Below are 15,026 nucleotides of genomic sequence, written 5' to 3'. Positions count from 1 at the left end.
ACCTCAAGCGTGAAGCGCAGCCGCTGCGGCATAAGTTTTCGGCAAGCCGGCACGCCATAACGTGCCGTGAAGCAACTCCCCTTCGAGCCACGTGGCGACTTTTTCGCGTAGTTTCAAAAACGCCGGGATATCGATCCCCGTTTCGATATCCATGTCGGCGAGCATGAAGGCAAGGTCTTCGCTGGACGCGTTCCCGCTGGCACCCGGCGCGTGCGGGCAACCACCGATGCCGGCAAGCGTTGCATCGAATCTCCCCACGCCCGTCTCGAGTGCGGCATAGACATTAGCCAGAGCAAGGCCCCGCGTGTCGTGAAAGTGGCCGCACCAGAATCGCTCCCCCGCAAGATCGCGCGCCTTTTCAAACAAATCGCGCACGGCACCGGGACCGGCATAGCCCACCGTATCGGCGATGCTTACGCGGTCCGCGCCCGCATCGAGCACGCCCTGCATGCAGCGCAGAACCTCCGCCCGATCGACGTGGCCCTGAATCGTGCAACCGAACGCGGTGCCAATGCCACCTTCAATCAAGGTTTTCGAGCCCGAGGCATCGCGCGCCGCACGGATCCGCCCCACTTCCGCAATGACTTCGTCGGGGGTTTTGCGGAGATTGGCAAGACTGTGTTCGCGGCTTGCCGACAATGGTATAAGCATCAGATCGGCCTGGGTTTCAAGCGCGCGTTCAGCACCTTTGAGAATGGGCACGAGGACCGAGACGAACAGACCGGGCAGTGTCCGCGCGTAGGCAACGAGTTGATCCGTATCAGCAAGTTGTGGAAGAAGACGCGCGGGAACGAAAGACCCGACTTCGATCTCTCGCTGTCCGGCGGCGTAAGCGTCACGAATCCATTCAATTTTGCGTTCGGTGGGCAGCACGCGCTGGATGCTCTGCAGGCCATCGCGCAGCCCGACCTCGCGAATCACGACGTTCCTCGGGAACGAGGGCATATATCCGTCTCCGTTTATCCTTGGCCGATCGCAAGTTAGCCAGCGTTGCACTCACTTTAGCGATTCCCACGAAAACTTAAAGCGGTATGTTGGAAGCTTTATGCTTCCCGTGCGGAATGTCAGCCATATGACAACATGGCAAGCAACTGGACCGCACGTGTGTCTTCGGAAAACGCCTCCGACGACCGCGGTACGAACCCATCATCGGAGATCCTAAAATGTTGTTGACCCGTCCCCCAGGGACACCTTTAACCTGACGAGGATCGGTACACAACCAAAAGGTGACTTCATGGCGGTAATTCCATTAGGTCTGAATGCGTCAGAGGCTGCTAGAAGACTCGGGGTATCAACCAAGGCACTGCGCCTTTACGAGGAGCAACATCTCGTGCGCCCCGGTCGAACCGCGGCGGGATATCGCTTGTATGGTCCCGAGCACATGGCGAGGGCGGGCGAGATTGTCGCACTTCGCGCACTTGGCTTGAGTCTCGCTCAAGTTGCTGGGGTGCTCGACGGCGACGCACAAACGTTGGAAAAGGCGCTGGAAAGCCACGCGGTCGCATTAAGCGACGAAATTCAGGACCATGTTCGTAAGCTCGACAAAGTCCGAAGCATAAGATCCTGCTTGATCAGAGGACAAATGCCAGCGCGCGGTGAATTAGCGCATCTGCTGGGCGAGCCTGAGATAAGTGTGGCATTCGATCTGCCTTGGCCTTGGGGAGGCGAGCACTTCGAACTTTGCAACATCAGCCCGCTCAATTATATTATCGGCTCACTTGGCAGCGGAAAAACGCGATTGGCCATGCGCCTTGCCGAAACATTGCCCGACGCCGCGTTTCTGGGTTTGGACCGGCTCGACAACAGTGTTGCATCAGTCGCCGCGCTGCTGGATGCCAGCCCCGCGCTCAAGGCTCGCGTTGATCGAACCATGACGTGGTTAACGGGGGAAGGAGCAAAAGCATCTCACGCATTAACCGCTTTGCTTGCCAAGCTGGAAACTGACGCCGCATCATTCCTGATCGTCGACATGATCGAACAGGACCTCGACGAAAATACGCAGCGGGCATTCATCACACACCTTCGCTATCGTGCGAAATCAGGACGGCAGACGCTGTTCCTGCTAACCCGCTCCACGGGAATTCTGGATCTTGCCTCGGTCGGCCCCGATGAAACGATTATTCTATGCCCGGCAAATCATAGTCCGCCGATGCGGGTAGCGGCCTACCCTGGTGCGCCAGGATATGAGGCAGTCGCTACCTGTCTAGCCTCACCGGATGTACGGATTCGGGTCACGCGTCCGCCGGTGTCAGAAAATGCAATGCCCCGTTTATAACGCCAAAGATACCTTGCTTCCTATCCGTCGCACCGATCATTCGCACCCGCGTCAATGGCCAACAATCGCCGCGTCCGCGTAGGCATCCGTCAACTGCGTCATGACCTCCGTGGTGTGGGCAAAGCTGAGATACACCCGGCCGAACGCGAAGGGCATTGTCAATACATGGCGATCACGTAAGGCAAAGTGGAGTTGTCGGGTCCAGTCGTTGTTCGCGAACGTCGCGGCCTGGGCATAGTCTACCGGCGCTTGCGGCGCCGGCCAAAGCGTGAAAACGGTGCCATAACCGCTGGTGGCAATAGTCTGGCCCGCCTCGGCAAATCGTGCGGTGATGGCTGCACGCACGGCATCACCGCGCGCCAGCAAAGTTGTATAGTCCTGCTCACGCAATAAGCGCATGGTTGCAAGCACGGCGGCGCACACGGGCGGATTGCCGCTATACGTTCCGGCGCGTATTACCGCGCCGCTTTCCAGATGCTGCATGACGGACGGTTGCCCTACCAGGGCCGCAACAGGGACACCGCTACCAATCGCCTTTCCCACCGTCGCCATATCCGCCTCGATGCCGAACAGGTGACCAGCCAGCCCGGCATGCAGCCGGAAGCCCATCAACACTTCGTCCAGGATCACTAGCGCCCCATGCCGATGCGCGCAATCCGCGACATATTTCAGATAGCCAGGGGCGGGCTCGATGCACCCGGCGTTGGCGAGTACGGGCTCGATCAGCACCGCCGCCAAGTCGGCATTTTCCGCGAATAGACGATCGACATCGGCAAAATCATTATAGCGAAGCAGTGCCATGCCGTCGCGGACAGGACGCTCATCGCTTGCCATGACCGCATCCGCCGAGCCGGCATTCCCGAAAGCCACCTGGTCGTACCACCCGTCGTACCCCGCGGCGAATTTCGCGATGCCGGTTTTGCCCGTCGCAGCGCGCGCCGTACGGCACGCCAGATGTACCGCCTCGCTACCGGTATTGACAAAGATGACCTTGCTCAAAGGCCCCGTACATGCGGCCAGTGCCGCCGCCGCGTCCTCTTCCAAGGCATGTGCGAACGCGGGCATCATCATGCGTTGCTGGGTACGGGCGACCGCTTCCACGACTTCCGGCACGTTATGGCCCAACATCGTCGCGCCGAATCCCACGGCGGTGTCAATGTACCGATCCCCGCTGTCGGTCCACAGATACGGACCCGCGGCGCGGTCGATCAACATCGACTGATTACCGAATTGGGGCAATGCCCGTCCCGCGCTGGAAATACCACCAACCAGATGCCGCATTAAAAACCTCCCATCCGAAGCCATACGCACCATCAATATGCGATGCGCTTTTCGATTTAGCGTGGAGCCCCGTTCGCGATGAAGCCAGCCGCGCAAGGCCCACCTTAGTTCGTAAAAAAAGCGGGTAAATACCCGGTCAACGCGGGAATAAACACCACGAGCGCAATCGTGATCGCGGTGGCGATCCAAAACGGCACGAGCCGCTTCGACACAGCCGCGATACTCACTTTGGCAACGTTGCAGACGACGAAGATATTGGTACCAATCGGTGGCGTAAATAAACCCCAGCCCAGCGTCATCGTAAAAATCAAGCCAATCTGGTAAGGATCGAAGCCTGCAAGCTTCGCCACGGGAACAAGGATCGGCGCCATGATGATGAGCGCGGGCCCGAGATCCAACCAGAAGCCCATGATCTTCAGCACCAGCACAATGATGCCGATCGTGCCGTACGGTCCTGCATGCAGGCCGGTAATCCACGAGGCCACGGCTTGGGGAACTTGTTCGACCGTCAAGATCCATCCGAAGGGCGTGGCCGCGGCCATGATGATCATCACCGAACCAGTGGTGATGACCGTATCCCGGATGGCCGGATAGATATCCCGCCAGGAAAGCGCGCGATAGAACAGGCATCCGACCAATAAGGCATACACGACAGAGAGCGATGCCGCCTCGGTCGGTGTGGCAATGCCGCCAATGATGGCGCCCAGCACGGCGACGGGCATCAATAAAGCCGGAAACGCCTTGCCGATATCGCGAATCACGGCGCCGGTCACGAACGCATGGGTCGCACGTGGAAATCCGTTGCGCCGCCCCACGACGTAAGCCGTTACCATGAAAGCCAACGCCAGCAATATCCCAGGAAGAATGCCGGCCATGAAAAGACCGCCAATGGAGGTGTTGGTGATCACGCCATACAGAATCAGAATCACGCTGGGTGGCACGACGATACCCAACGTACCGGATGCGGCGGTGATGGCGGCGGAGAAATCGCGCGGATAGCCACGCCGCTCCATTTCCGGAATCATCACTTTCGCGACAGTACCGGTATCGGCCGTCGCGGAGCCTGTCAAACCACCATAAACAAGCGCCGTTACGACATTCACCAATCCAAGCCCACCGGTCAAACGACCAAGAAAGTGCTCTGCAATATGCATGATCCGCGTCGTCAGCCCTCCCCGATTCATCAGTTCACCGGCGAAAAGGAAGAGTGGGATAGCCGCAAGCGTTTGCGAATCCGCGCCACGGATGGTTTGCTGCGCAAACCAGGCCAGCGGCATGCCCAGATCGCCAAAGGTCAACGCGGCCAGACTGGCTCCGAACATCGACCAGACTATCGGCAGCCCGAGAATCAGCAATAGAAAAAATACCAGGAAAAGTATCGCGACCGTCATCAGCTATGGTGTCCGTCCGATGCCGTGGAAGAAAATGCGACGCGCCATTGTGCAAACAAACGCAGCAGCGCAAAGATTGCTAGCGCGATAGCAGATACCAGTAGCGCGGTAATCGTCACCCAGCCGGGCAATCCCAGCACCGACGTATGTACGCTCCCAGCACGTTGGCCAAAGGCGATGCCACTGGCCACCAGCCAAACACTGACCAGTAAGAGCATCAGTGCGCCGACAATGGCAAGACGACGTTGCCAACTTGCGCTGAACTGCGACAACACGCCATCGAAATGGACGTTCTGATTATTTTTCTCGGCAACAGCTGCACCGATGAATGTCACCCAGATAAAAGCAATGCCTGCCACCTCGAACGACCACTCGAAACCGGGCACATGAAAATATCGCGCGATCACGCCACACAGCGTCGAACCCAACGTGACGAGAAACGCGATCACGCCGATAACGGACAGCACGCGGTCAATTCCCCCGCCCGACTCGGGCGTCGGCCGCGCGGCAGGATCATCCGGCGAGATAATCGGCAAAGGATTGACGGGTACCAGCGCGCTATCTGGCGATGGGTTATTTTCCATTGGCATCGTGTTGTAGCGTGCTGATGAGCGCGCTGCCCCATGTCTTGGAAAACTGCGCATAGATCGGCAGCACGGCTTTCTGGAAGGCGGCGGTATCCACGTCGTTGAACTTGACGCCCTTGGCTTTCAGCGTAGCGTCCAGTTTCTGATAGCTCTGTTCAAGTTGTGCGCGATACCAGGCCGTTGTGTCGATCACGGCTTTATCAAGCGCCGCACGATCCGCCGCTGGCAATGCGTCGTACTTGTCTTTATTCATGTACCAGTAGTTTGCCGTCCAAACATAGTTCGACATGCTGACGTACTTGGCGACCTCATACCATTTCTCGTCTGAGTAGTCCCGCAGCTCCGGCTCGGCCCCATCCACCACACCTGACTGCAGTGAGGTGTACACCGTACCCAATGGCAGCGATTGCGCCAATGCGCCAAGTTGCTTGATCGTCGCCAGAATAACGGGATTCGCTGGCGTTCGAATTTTAAGACCCACCATATCGGCAGGCTTGTAGATAGGCCGCTTCGTGTTCGCGAACTGCCGGAAACCGGAATCCAGTGCGCCCAGCATTTGATAACCACGCGGTGCGCCAATGCTCAAGAACGTCTTGCCAGCAGCACTGTCCAGATAGTGGTGTACTTGTGTGGCGTTTGAAAACAGGAAGGGTAAAGACAGCGCGTTCAACCGGGGATCAATTGCATCAACCGCCCCGCCAAGTCCGATGTCGATCGAGCCATTGCCCACACCGTCGGCAATGGCAACCTCATCCCCTAATTGCTCGCTCGGAAAGTCCTTGATGATCAAGGAACCGTGGGTGCTGTCCTTCACCTCCGCGGCAAATCTTTGAATGGCTTGATCGATCAGACTTCCAGGTACGGAAGCATGTGCGAGTCGAAGCGTCTGCGCCGCAACAACCGGCGATACGATGCTCACATTGGCACTGACGAATGCTGCAGTGCACATCAAACGCAGCAGACGCAACTTCGACGATTGGTGAAAAGACATCGCAACCTCTCCGGCAAACATATAGGAACGGGTAATATCGCGAAGTCTACTTTGTCAAAATCTAACACCTCACGACAAGTAGCTATCGTCCAACAACAAAATGTTATGCTTTCCACGCGCCCCGACGCGTGTGTTTAAGGCGCATGGATTCAGCTCCCTGTTTGCCCCGTGCTTTTTTGCCGCGTTCTTCAGCCGGACCTCTTGCCGCCATGCGCCACCTTGATACAGACGCCCTTGCAACCTTTATTGCCGTTCATGATTTGGGCGGATTCACGGTTGCCGCAAATCATCTTTTCAAGACGCAGGCTGCCGTCAGCCTGACCATACGGCGATTCGAAGAGCGGCTGGGCCAAACGCTCATCGACCGAACCCAGCGCGGCATTGTCTTGACCAAGGCCGGCGAAACGTTACTGACGTATGCGCGTCGGATACGTAAGTTGGAAGACGAAGCCTTGCGTGCCTTGCACAACCACCATGTTTCCGTGCCGGTACGGGTAGGAATGCCGGACGACTATCTGGAACGATTCAGCAACCAGGTGATTCGGCGCTTTGGCGGTGTGTCTGTCTTCCCACGCGTGGAAATCGTGTGTGACTTTTCCACTACGCTGGAAACGCTTCTCGCAGAAGGCGCGCTGGATCTCGCGATTGTCACCCGCGATGAAAAACACACCATCGGTGATTTTCTGTTCAGCGAGCCACGACATTGGTGTTGTGCCAACGGTTATTTCCCGGAGCGGCAGAAAACTATTCCGCTGGCGTTGTTCACGGAACAGTGCCGTGCCAGACCATTAATCCTGCGCGATCTGGATGCCGCGCAGGTGCCCTGGCACATTTCCTATACGGCGAGTCACTTGCCAGGCGTGCTGAGTGCGGTGCGGCTAGGGGGCGCATTGACCGCGCTTCCGGCGTCGGCGGTACCCAAGGACTTCCGTGTCTTGGGCGCGGATGACGGCTTACCCGTGCTCAGTGATATTGAGATGGCACTGGTCCACGCGCGGAGCGAACGTGCCGATCATGTCGGCGTTCAGGAAGTGGCAGCGTTTATCCATCAGGTCGCGCCGATCGTGATGGCCTCGGCTTGATTGTAGCGCTTCAACCAGATCGGTATTGAAACAGCACTAGGACCACATCAGACGATAATCTGGCGCAATGCGCGCTTCACCGCGACATAACCGATATGCTCCTGCTCCAAACGCAGGTAAACGCCAGGACGTAAGCGCTGATGGCGCAAGTCATCGTAAAGCCGTCCTTCTTCAAACGTCAATCGTTGCAAATCTGCCGTCAATGGCGAGGCCTCGACACCCCACGAGTCGGCATACGCATCGAACGTCAGGCGATCCATTAAGATCGAGGATACCGCGTGAAAATGGCGACGCAGCTGATTCAGGATTGCAAAACCATGGGTATCGATATCACCCCAATAATGCATGGCGCACCGATCCAACCAACGCGCTTGCGCCAAGGCATCCCACCCATATCCAGCGCCAAAGATCACGATACTCTCTGGCACAGGCGGAAAAATAAGTAAAAGTGAAAATATGCAACGACGCAGGCTCTTTCGTGAGCCTTTGTTAAAACCCGTGCGTCTGGTGGGGCGGATTGTTAGATTGGTTTCATGGACGAGTGGCATCTGGTCCTCGTCGGCCTTAACAAAAAAGGAGCCAATGCATGAAGAAGATCGTTGCTGCGGTCACCCTAGCCGCTTTGAGTGCCTTGCCGATTTTGGCCCGGGCGCAGTATGCACCGCCTCCTCCGGACGTCCCACCGCCGCCGCCACCCCATCATCGGCATTGGGAGCCGCCGCCACCGCCGCCTCCTGGATACGGGTATGAGCGCCGCGATGCGCCGGTTCCGCCGCCTCCCGGCTATTGATGTGACAATGTACATGCAGGATCTGTGGGCCTGAGCATTTACACAAGAACCATCTTGAAGAGGAGAGCACATGAAGAAGATGCTGATTGCCGTTGGTTTGGTAGCGGCGTGGATCGGCGCGCCGTTCGCCGCGTCTGCCCAGGACGCGCCGCCACCGCCGCACCACGCAAAGCCGCCGCCGCCTCCCCCGCCACCGCATCACCATCGGCCGCGCCATCGGAAACCGCCGCCGCCGCCTCCGCCCGGTCCGAATTCGTAATGCCTGGTGCACAGATCACGATCCGTGACCTGTGTGCAACGACACATTGATTTTGGAGAACACCGCATGAAAAAGATCCTCACCGTGCTGGGCTTGTCCATTGCTATCGGCGGCTTACCAATGCTTGCCGCGGCGCAAGACGCGCCTCCGCCCCCGCACAAATCGGCGCGACACAAGCCGGCGCCGCCGCCTCCGCCTCCGCATCATCACAAAAAAGCGCCACCGCCGGTAAACCCGTGATATAGCACGGACTCGTGGTGAAAAAGTAAGCATTGCATCAAAGCCTCTTTCATCACGATATCAATGTGGTCGCGCTGTCGAATTTCCAGTGACCGCAGACGATAGAAGGCAAGCCGGTTCGGATGCGTTGCCCATGCATCCGAACCGGCGATTTAGGCTATGCCGGCCGAACATCCGCCTGAAAACGTGCCGCCGACATCATTTTCCTTGATAATCCCGAGTCCATATCGGTTCATCTCGATGTCGACGATCATCCTGGGCCATCACTTCCCGCGGCCAACAAAGGCACGATCACATCGCTGATTGGCGTCGGCACGCCGTGCGTTTGCCCGACCCGCCGAATGATGTTGTTTCGGATGTCCCATTCGAGAGGACGCCCGGCCAGCCGGTCGGCCAGGATCGACGTCCCCAAGTCAGGAGGCGCGTTTCGGAACCCCTCCACCACTTCTTGCGCGGTTTGATCGCTTAACTTTGCACCTGCCGCTTGTGCAACCTCAAGGCATTCTCGTGCGTAAGCGAGCGCTAATGCCGCGATGTCTGGTCGAGAGAACATCCCGGCTCGCCTCCCAGTTAGAACCATCAAGCCAGCGACCGCGTTTTGCAGCAGCTTGCGCCACGCTACAGTCGGGAAGTCGGAAACCGCCTCGACAGCGCATCGTGTCCCATGCAACGCCGCACGTACGATCGCTGCTGCCGGATCGTCTGGCACAACCAGTCGCGGTGCATTCCTTAGCCATACAGATCCATCAGATTCGCGTTGCGCAGGGAACCAAACGACAGATGGCACGATGGGATTGCGAGGCAAACGCGCGTGAAAAAGCGCCGTCTGCTCCACACCATTTTGCAATACGCAGACAACTGTATCGGCGTGACACAATGCGGGAAGCCAAGCGGCAGCCGCGTCGATTTGCGTGGCTTTGACTGCAATGAAGACCAGATCAAATCGGGTCTTTACGTTTGCCGGATCGGTCAGCACAGGTCCGGGGATAACGACGCGTTCGCTGTCGAAGCGAAGGATCAACTGCTCATGGGCCGTGCGCCCGCAGATCACCGGCGTGCGTCCAACCTCGTGGAGCGCTGCCGCTACGGTGACGCCGATCGCCCCTGGGCCGACGAGTGCAATGCTAAGGTTTTCGGAAATCGTCATGGTCGTTATTCGTTCTTAGAGATCGTTTCAAAAAGACCGCCAGGGGGCTGTTAACCTTTTCGGCAAACGGTTAACCTCGGTCGTCTGAACAAGTGGAACCAAGGTCTTGAGCCACGCATGCGGCGCTCCCGCTCTCGGGCCAGGTTTTGGCGATACGGCCGGTGATCTTTGCATGTGCGGCAAACAGGGCCCCGAATTTATCGCACCACCGCCGTATTGATTCGTAGCTGACGATCACGTCTCGCTCGATCAATAATTCTTCGATGTCGCGCAAGCGCAGCGAAAAGCGAAAGTACCATCGCACCGCGAGGCTGATGACGGTAGGTGGGAAACGATGGCCGCCGTAAATAGACGAGGTTTTCATGTGTCAAGCTTACCCGAACGCCTCGACAACGTGACAATGCCCATCCGAAAGCGCCATTGACCGGAGAAGGTTTTCGAATGGTGCGTCGCCGACGCCGAGCGCGGTGACTGCCAGTCCTGTCCCGCCGATCTGGCGTGACTCTATCGATATCGCCATGAAGGGATCGCCGTATGGTGGATAGTGACCTCTTGATCGGTATCCGACATTGCGATCCAGAGGCCGACCAAGACGCCGCAAAAGCGCCGAAAGGACTCGAAGTCGTCCGGCGTCATCGATTGGCTGGCTGCAGTTGCGCCCGCCTGCGTGCTACTGGTCAATCGGGCAACTTCATGAACTCGACGGTGTGCCCTTCAGGCCCGCGAACATAGACCACTCGCATTCCATTGGGCATGGTTTGCGGCGCGCCAAGTCGCATCCATCCTGCGTCCTCGACGCGGCGAAGCGTCTCGTCCAGGTCCGAGACCGCGAAGGTAAGGTGTGCCGACCCGACGTCACAACTGCGAGGCTGGTGGATCTTGCGATCGACCGGTCCCCTGTACTCGAGCAATTCAATCTGATGCCCGTCCGGAGCGGTAACGATAGCGATTTCGATATCGGCACCGGGTACGCCGACGACGTTCTCGATCGAGGGACCTGCTCCAAGCGTCTTCCGTGCCGTGAACTCGAAGTCCAGTGCGCCGCACCAGAACGCAATTGCATCGTCAAGAGACGACACGGTGAGACCGGTGTGGACCGTGCGAAGCACGGTCGTCTTCTGTGTAGTTGACATGGTTCTACTCAAGCAATCAGTTGACCACCGCTCGCATCAAGCACGGTTCCCGTCAGATAGCCGCACTGCATCGCGAAGATGTACGCGAGCGCAATTTCCTCAGGCCCGGCAATTCGCTTCAGCGGCACGACCGCCGCAATGCGCTGCACGAACTGCGACTTGAGCTCGGGTTGCATGGCATCGTAAGTGGTGGTTGCGGTAACTCCGGGTGCCACCACATTGATCCGCCGTGGAGCAAGCTCGCTGGCCAGTTGCCGCGCACAGGCCTCGATTGCGGCATTGACGGATGAAATCACCGAATGGTTGGCCATGGTTCCGCGGCTCGCAACCCCGGAGGTCAGTGTGAGGGTACCGTCTTCTGCCAGGTGCGGAAGCGCCGCCTTGATGATTCGGTACTGGCTCAGATATTTGCCGTTGAAGTACTCGATGACCGCATCGAGACTCATCTTGTCTGCTGTAGTATCGATGCCCAGTCGCGCGGCCGACTCATGCACCGTGATCGCGACATGGTCAACCTTTCCAACGGCGTTGAAAAGCTCGACCAATGACGCTTCCGATTTTGCGTCGGTGGCCAGGTATGTCGCGCCGGGTAGCTCAGCGTTCACTGGCGTTTTGCCACGCGAGGCAATGAAGACCGATGCGCCAAGATCCTGGGCGATTCGCGCTACGTCGAAGCCGATACCGGCGCTACCACCGATGACGAGAACACGTTTGTCTTTAAGGCTGGTTGAGGTCACGGGGAAACTCCATGTTGATATTTACTGCGCTGTATAGCGCCCATTGGCGACGTACCAGTCGCGGGTGCTGAGCCTTGATTTGTCACCGTACCGCCGGATGATCGTCGCGAGCACTTCGTTGATATGCGCCGTACGTCCGGACAGGTGCAACAGCCTGTATTCCTTACCAACCTCTGATGTTTCCGAGGCCAGAAGGGTTTTGTCGTCACAGTCCGGGCCGAACGTATTGGTACCGATTGCATGGGCATTCGCCTCGAGGAACTCACCTCGCGAGATGGAGCGCAGGTGACTCACAAGCCTACGCCGTCAGTACTGTCAGCCAAGGCGATACCAAATCCGGCGACCCAAGCCCGTACCTCGTGTGCGGAATTGCCCGCTACCTGGCTGATGTAGTCGTCGTCGCTCTGCTCCAGCTCGGCCCAGCGCTGTCCGCTCACCCGTTCCAGGAATCGCCGATCCCATTCCGGGTTAAGAGGCTTCACGTCCGCATTCCCAGCGGCGAGGCGACGGGCTGCATCCATCAGGCGACGCAATCTCGCCTCGGTGAAGGGGCGCTCAAAAGCTGTATCAGACACGATGCTCCTTCGGGAGATTCGATTCGGCTCAGGACAAAGAGCCCACTTCGAAAGGGTGATATGTCCTTCCACAATAAATCAGCGCACGCACTCGAAAGGCCCGAATGCTTGTTGTCTGCCAAGGTCACGAGTAAGTGCCGAAGTAATCTGGCGCTCAGTGTGCGCGAGTCTGCGCTTGGCGGCCTACCTATTTTTCGGTACTGTGCACAGAGTGCACAGTACCGAAAAATGATGTCTGGCTAGACAAACGACGGAGACCCATGTTGGAAGCAGATTCTTCGACCTACAAGCAGGTGCAGGGTCTGTCCCGAGGGTTGGCGGTCCTGAAGGCGTTGAGCGACAGTTCTCATGGGCGAGCGCCTCTGGCTGACATCAGTGCGGCAACCGACTTGCACCGAACCACGGTACGTCGCCTGCTGGAAACCTTGCGGCTTGAGGGCTTTGTCGAACGCTCAACAGAAGACGGTATGTTTCAGTTGACCCTCAAGATAAAGCGCTTGGCTGACGGGTTTAGCGTCTACGACAAGGTGGCCGAAGCGGCCGAACCGATCCTTCGTGATCTCTCGGCAGAGGTGACCTGGCCCTGTGCGTTGGCTACGCCGGATGAGGACTGCATGGTGATCCGGCAGTCGACTCACAGCCAGAGCCCGCTGTCCTTTCATCGCGGCGCGCTTGGCCGCCGGCTGCCGATGTTGATGACCTCAATGGGCCGTGCATACCTTGCCTTCTCGAAGAAAACGACACGCGAGCACACCCTGTCTCTGATCGCTGCAAAATATGAGCAGGGGGAAGTCCCGATGATGTCTCTCGCGACGTTCCGACAGATATTGAACAAGACCCAGGCGGACGGCTATGGTTCTAACTATGGTGAATGGCAGGACGACAGGAAAGTAGCGGCAATCGCCGTTCCGGTGATGAGCAGACATGGTGCGGTAGTAGCTTGCGTGAACGTTGTCGCGATTACCCGCGCGTTGAAGCCAACGCAGTTGGGGGATCGATTCCTGGCGCCATTGCGAGCTGCGGCGGCCGCACTGGAGAGGGTCATTGAATAATGGAGAATCCGGTGTCGGGTCGTGTCAGATCGCCAACAACCTCGGGCCAATCCATCAAGCCATTCGACAAGCCAGCAGCCCAGTAACTCGAACGGGCCAGCCAATTTGTATTTTCTCGCCACTCATAAAAACTGGCAATTAAGCGCAATCGTGGTCATTGCTAGCGTCGCCCTGCGTGGCTTCGACGCGGTGTCCTGATAATTTGGCCCTTGTTTTTTGCACGATCGTGCGGCGCACCCCCGGTTGAGCCTGGAAACACATTACGCCAGCGAATGGGCGCGTGTTACAAGTGCGGGAGTTACGTGAGAGCCTGGAAAATGGCATTGTCACGTTGATGATGATTGAGCGAAAAAGAGGCGCTTCACGGCCATTGTTTAAAACGCAGACGGATTTTGGCCCTGGAGCGTCAAGTGATGCCACGATTCCAATCGGAGCGTAAGCTCGCGACGATGTTCGGCTGCACAAATCAGGTGTCGTTTCAGAGCAAAATGCTGTCGAATCGGGCCGAAATTCGAAAGGAAGCGCTGTGCTCGTCGCAAATCTCTTAAGAGACCGTTTCAAAAAGACCGCCAGGGGGCTGTTAACCTTTTCGGCAAGCTGTTAGCCTTGGTCGTCTGAACAACTGGAACCAAGGAGATGGGTGTACCGATAACAGTACGTCCCCTTTACGCGAGATAAAGTAGTTATACATGGCATGCAAAAATTGAACGGGTGTAAGTTACACCGGCCACAATCGTTTCACATGTCATTGAATTTGTTGAATTTCGAGTGAATTCAACGAGGTATTTTGGTGGAGAGGAGGAGGATCGAACTCCCGACCTCCGCATTGCGAACGCGGCGCTCTCCCAGCTGAGCTACCCCCCCAAGCAGGCAATCAGTTTAGCACAACGCTTATCCATTTCAAGTAAGCGACGGGCACGTAGCGCACCGCAAAATCAGCCGTTGGATACCCGTCATACAAACCTTCTCGCCAAGGCAATCAAGTCAATCCTCCCGGCGAACGGCCCATTGCCAATCACACGCCGTCCCTCTGGAACATCACTTACTCGGCGCCCCTTCCAGCACCCATTGCACGATCGTATGGGCATCGGCCTGACTCAGCCCAGGATGGGAAGGCATCGGCACCATACCCCACACCCCCGCCCCGCCCTTGATCACCTTGGTGACCAGTTTGTCCTCGGCCGAGGCATCGCCTTGATACTTCTTCGCGATGTCTTTGAAAGACGGCCCGACAAGCTTCCGATCGATAGCATGGCACCCCATGCACGAGTTCGCCATTGCCAACATCATCGCGGTACTGGCATTCGCTGCAGCCATCGCCGGCATCGCCGCCATCACCACACCCGCGGCGGCGATCCATTTCACAAGCATCTTCTTCATGGCCGACTGATTCTGAATTTATAGGGGGCAACGGCAGGGCGTGTGTCTCATGGCAAGATTGCCGTCACAATTACGTAACGGTAATCTTGCCAGGACGCGACTTCTT

The 15,026-nt window shown here is 57.7% G+C and carries 19 protein-coding genes, 1 tRNA gene and 2 pseudogenes; 6 read left to right on the top strand and 16 right to left on the bottom strand.

Annotation, left to right across the window (positions count from 1 at the left end):
• Positions 1-3: 3 nt before the first annotated feature.
• On the bottom strand, positions 4-945 hold the full coding sequence (locus SJQ66_RS15145) for a hydroxymethylglutaryl-CoA lyase (protein ID WP_320534968.1): 942 nt from the start codon (positions 943-945) through the stop codon (positions 4-6).
• A 289-nt stretch (positions 946-1,234) separates the two neighbouring features.
• Here SJQ66_RS15145 and SJQ66_RS15140 point away from each other — a divergent pair, with 289 nt between their 5' ends.
• Positions 1,235-2,275, top strand: coding sequence for a MerR family transcriptional regulator (locus tag SJQ66_RS15140; RefSeq protein ID WP_024903568.1), 1,041 nt, complete (start codon positions 1,235-1,237; stop codon positions 2,273-2,275).
• Between the two features lie 51 nt (positions 2,276-2,326).
• Here SJQ66_RS15140 and SJQ66_RS15135 read toward each other — a convergent pair whose 3' ends face one another.
• The 4 genes from SJQ66_RS15135 to SJQ66_RS15120 all read right to left on the bottom strand — a co-directional run bounded on the left by SJQ66_RS15135 (position 2,327) and on the right by SJQ66_RS15120 (position 6,525).
• Entirely contained in the window at positions 2,327-3,556 is a 1,230-nt protein-coding gene (locus tag SJQ66_RS15135; protein ID WP_024903569.1) for an aminotransferase class III-fold pyridoxal phosphate-dependent enzyme, read from the bottom strand.
• Positions 3,557-3,660: 104 nt separating this feature from the next.
• The gene (locus SJQ66_RS15130; protein WP_024903570.1) at positions 3,661-4,947 is read right to left on the bottom strand and encodes a TRAP transporter large permease; all 1,287 of its coding nucleotides are present in this window, start codon (positions 4,945-4,947) and stop codon (positions 3,661-3,663) included.
• Positions 4,947-5,531 (bottom strand): TRAP transporter small permease, encoded by a 585-nt coding sequence (locus SJQ66_RS15125; protein WP_024903571.1) that lies wholly within the window; start codon positions 5,529-5,531, stop codon positions 4,947-4,949. Before SJQ66_RS15125 ends, SJQ66_RS15130 begins: the two co-directional genes overlap by 1 nt.
• Positions 5,521-6,525 carry a TRAP transporter substrate-binding protein gene (locus tag SJQ66_RS15120; protein ID WP_024903572.1) on the bottom strand — a complete coding sequence of 335 codons (1,005 nt, stop codon included), beginning with the start codon at positions 6,523-6,525 and terminating at the stop codon, positions 5,521-5,523. Before SJQ66_RS15120 ends, SJQ66_RS15125 begins: the two co-directional genes overlap by 11 nt.
• A 209-nt stretch (positions 6,526-6,734) precedes the next feature.
• Between SJQ66_RS15120 and SJQ66_RS15115 the strand changes: the two genes are divergently transcribed.
• Entirely contained in the window at positions 6,735-7,607 is an 873-nt protein-coding gene (locus SJQ66_RS15115; RefSeq protein WP_024903573.1) for a LysR family transcriptional regulator, read from the top strand.
• Positions 7,608-7,654: 47 nt separating this feature from the next.
• Here SJQ66_RS15115 and SJQ66_RS15110 read toward each other — a convergent pair whose 3' ends face one another.
• Positions 7,655-8,020: a Wadjet anti-phage system protein JetD domain-containing protein gene (locus tag SJQ66_RS15110; RefSeq protein WP_253463630.1), complete on the bottom strand. Its 366-nt coding sequence runs from the start codon at positions 8,018-8,020 to the stop codon at positions 7,655-7,657.
• 173 nt (positions 8,021-8,193) lie between these two features.
• Here SJQ66_RS15110 and SJQ66_RS15105 point away from each other — a divergent pair, with 173 nt between their 5' ends.
• The 3 genes from SJQ66_RS15105 to SJQ66_RS15095 all read left to right on the top strand — a co-directional run bounded on the left by SJQ66_RS15105 (position 8,194) and on the right by SJQ66_RS15095 (position 8,896).
• Positions 8,194-8,397, top strand: a complete 204-nt coding sequence (locus SJQ66_RS15105; protein WP_081764929.1) for a hypothetical protein — start codon at positions 8,194-8,196, stop codon at positions 8,395-8,397.
• A 70-nt stretch (positions 8,398-8,467) separates the two neighbouring features.
• Positions 8,468-8,656 carry a hypothetical protein gene (locus SJQ66_RS15100; RefSeq protein WP_024903575.1) on the top strand — a complete coding sequence of 63 codons (189 nt, stop codon included), beginning with the start codon at positions 8,468-8,470 and terminating at the stop codon, positions 8,654-8,656.
• A gap of 66 nt (positions 8,657-8,722) precedes the next feature.
• Complete coding sequence (locus tag SJQ66_RS15095; protein ID WP_320534967.1) at positions 8,723-8,896, top strand: hypothetical protein; 174 nt, start codon at positions 8,723-8,725, stop codon at positions 8,894-8,896.
• 250 nt (positions 8,897-9,146) lie between these two features.
• Here the strand turns inward: SJQ66_RS15095 and SJQ66_RS15090 are convergent, their stop codons facing one another.
• From SJQ66_RS15090 to SJQ66_RS15060, 7 genes and pseudogenes are all read right to left on the bottom strand, one after another.
• Complete coding sequence (locus SJQ66_RS15090) at positions 9,147-10,043, bottom strand: oxidoreductase (RefSeq protein WP_024903576.1); 897 nt, start codon at positions 10,041-10,043, stop codon at positions 9,147-9,149.
• A 139-nt stretch (positions 10,044-10,182) separates the two neighbouring features.
• Positions 10,183-10,407, bottom strand: a pseudogene (locus SJQ66_RS15085) (IS6 family transposase); the annotation flags it as partial.
• 9 nt (positions 10,408-10,416) lie between these two features.
• Positions 10,417-10,563, bottom strand: a complete 147-nt coding sequence (locus SJQ66_RS15080; protein ID WP_157685027.1) for a hypothetical protein — start codon at positions 10,561-10,563, stop codon at positions 10,417-10,419.
• A 157-nt stretch (positions 10,564-10,720) separates the two neighbouring features.
• Positions 10,721-11,176, bottom strand: a complete 456-nt coding sequence (locus SJQ66_RS15075; RefSeq protein WP_253463641.1) for a VOC family protein — start codon at positions 11,174-11,176, stop codon at positions 10,721-10,723.
• A gap of 8 nt (positions 11,177-11,184) precedes the next feature.
• Complete coding sequence (locus SJQ66_RS15070; RefSeq protein ID WP_320534966.1) at positions 11,185-11,913, bottom strand: SDR family oxidoreductase; 729 nt, start codon at positions 11,911-11,913, stop codon at positions 11,185-11,187.
• A gap of 21 nt (positions 11,914-11,934) precedes the next feature.
• On the bottom strand, positions 11,935-12,207 hold the full coding sequence (locus SJQ66_RS15065; protein WP_024903580.1) for a hypothetical protein: 273 nt from the start codon (positions 12,205-12,207) through the stop codon (positions 11,935-11,937).
• Positions 12,204-12,488 (bottom strand): class III extradiol ring-cleavage dioxygenase family protein, encoded by a 285-nt coding sequence (locus tag SJQ66_RS15060; RefSeq protein WP_046152278.1) that lies wholly within the window; start codon positions 12,486-12,488, stop codon positions 12,204-12,206. The genes SJQ66_RS15065 and SJQ66_RS15060 overlap by 4 nt, the downstream gene beginning before the upstream one ends.
• A gap of 260 nt (positions 12,489-12,748) precedes the next feature.
• Here SJQ66_RS15060 and SJQ66_RS15055 point away from each other — a divergent pair, with 260 nt between their 5' ends.
• Positions 12,749-13,540 (top strand): DNA-binding transcriptional regulator, encoded by a 792-nt coding sequence (locus tag SJQ66_RS15055; RefSeq protein WP_024903582.1) that lies wholly within the window; start codon positions 12,749-12,751, stop codon positions 13,538-13,540.
• A gap of 374 nt (positions 13,541-13,914) precedes the next feature.
• Here SJQ66_RS15055 and SJQ66_RS29900 read toward each other — a convergent pair.
• The 3 genes and pseudogenes from SJQ66_RS29900 to SJQ66_RS15045 all read right to left on the bottom strand — a co-directional run.
• Positions 13,915-14,085, bottom strand: a pseudogene (locus SJQ66_RS29900) (IS6 family transposase); the annotation flags it as partial.
• A gap of 243 nt (positions 14,086-14,328) precedes the next feature.
• Positions 14,329-14,404 (bottom strand) — tRNA-Ala (locus tag SJQ66_RS15050).
• A gap of 174 nt (positions 14,405-14,578) precedes the next feature.
• Positions 14,579-14,920 carry a c-type cytochrome gene (locus SJQ66_RS15045; RefSeq protein WP_036009865.1) on the bottom strand — a complete coding sequence of 114 codons (342 nt, stop codon included), beginning with the start codon at positions 14,918-14,920 and terminating at the stop codon, positions 14,579-14,581.
• Positions 14,921-15,026: the final 106 nt, after the last annotated feature.

Source organism: Robbsia andropogonis (genome assembly GCF_034047095.1).
Taxonomy (GTDB): Bacteria; Pseudomonadota; Gammaproteobacteria; order Burkholderiales; family Burkholderiaceae; genus Robbsia; species Robbsia andropogonis.
This window is presented reverse-complemented; position numbering and strand designations above follow the sequence as displayed.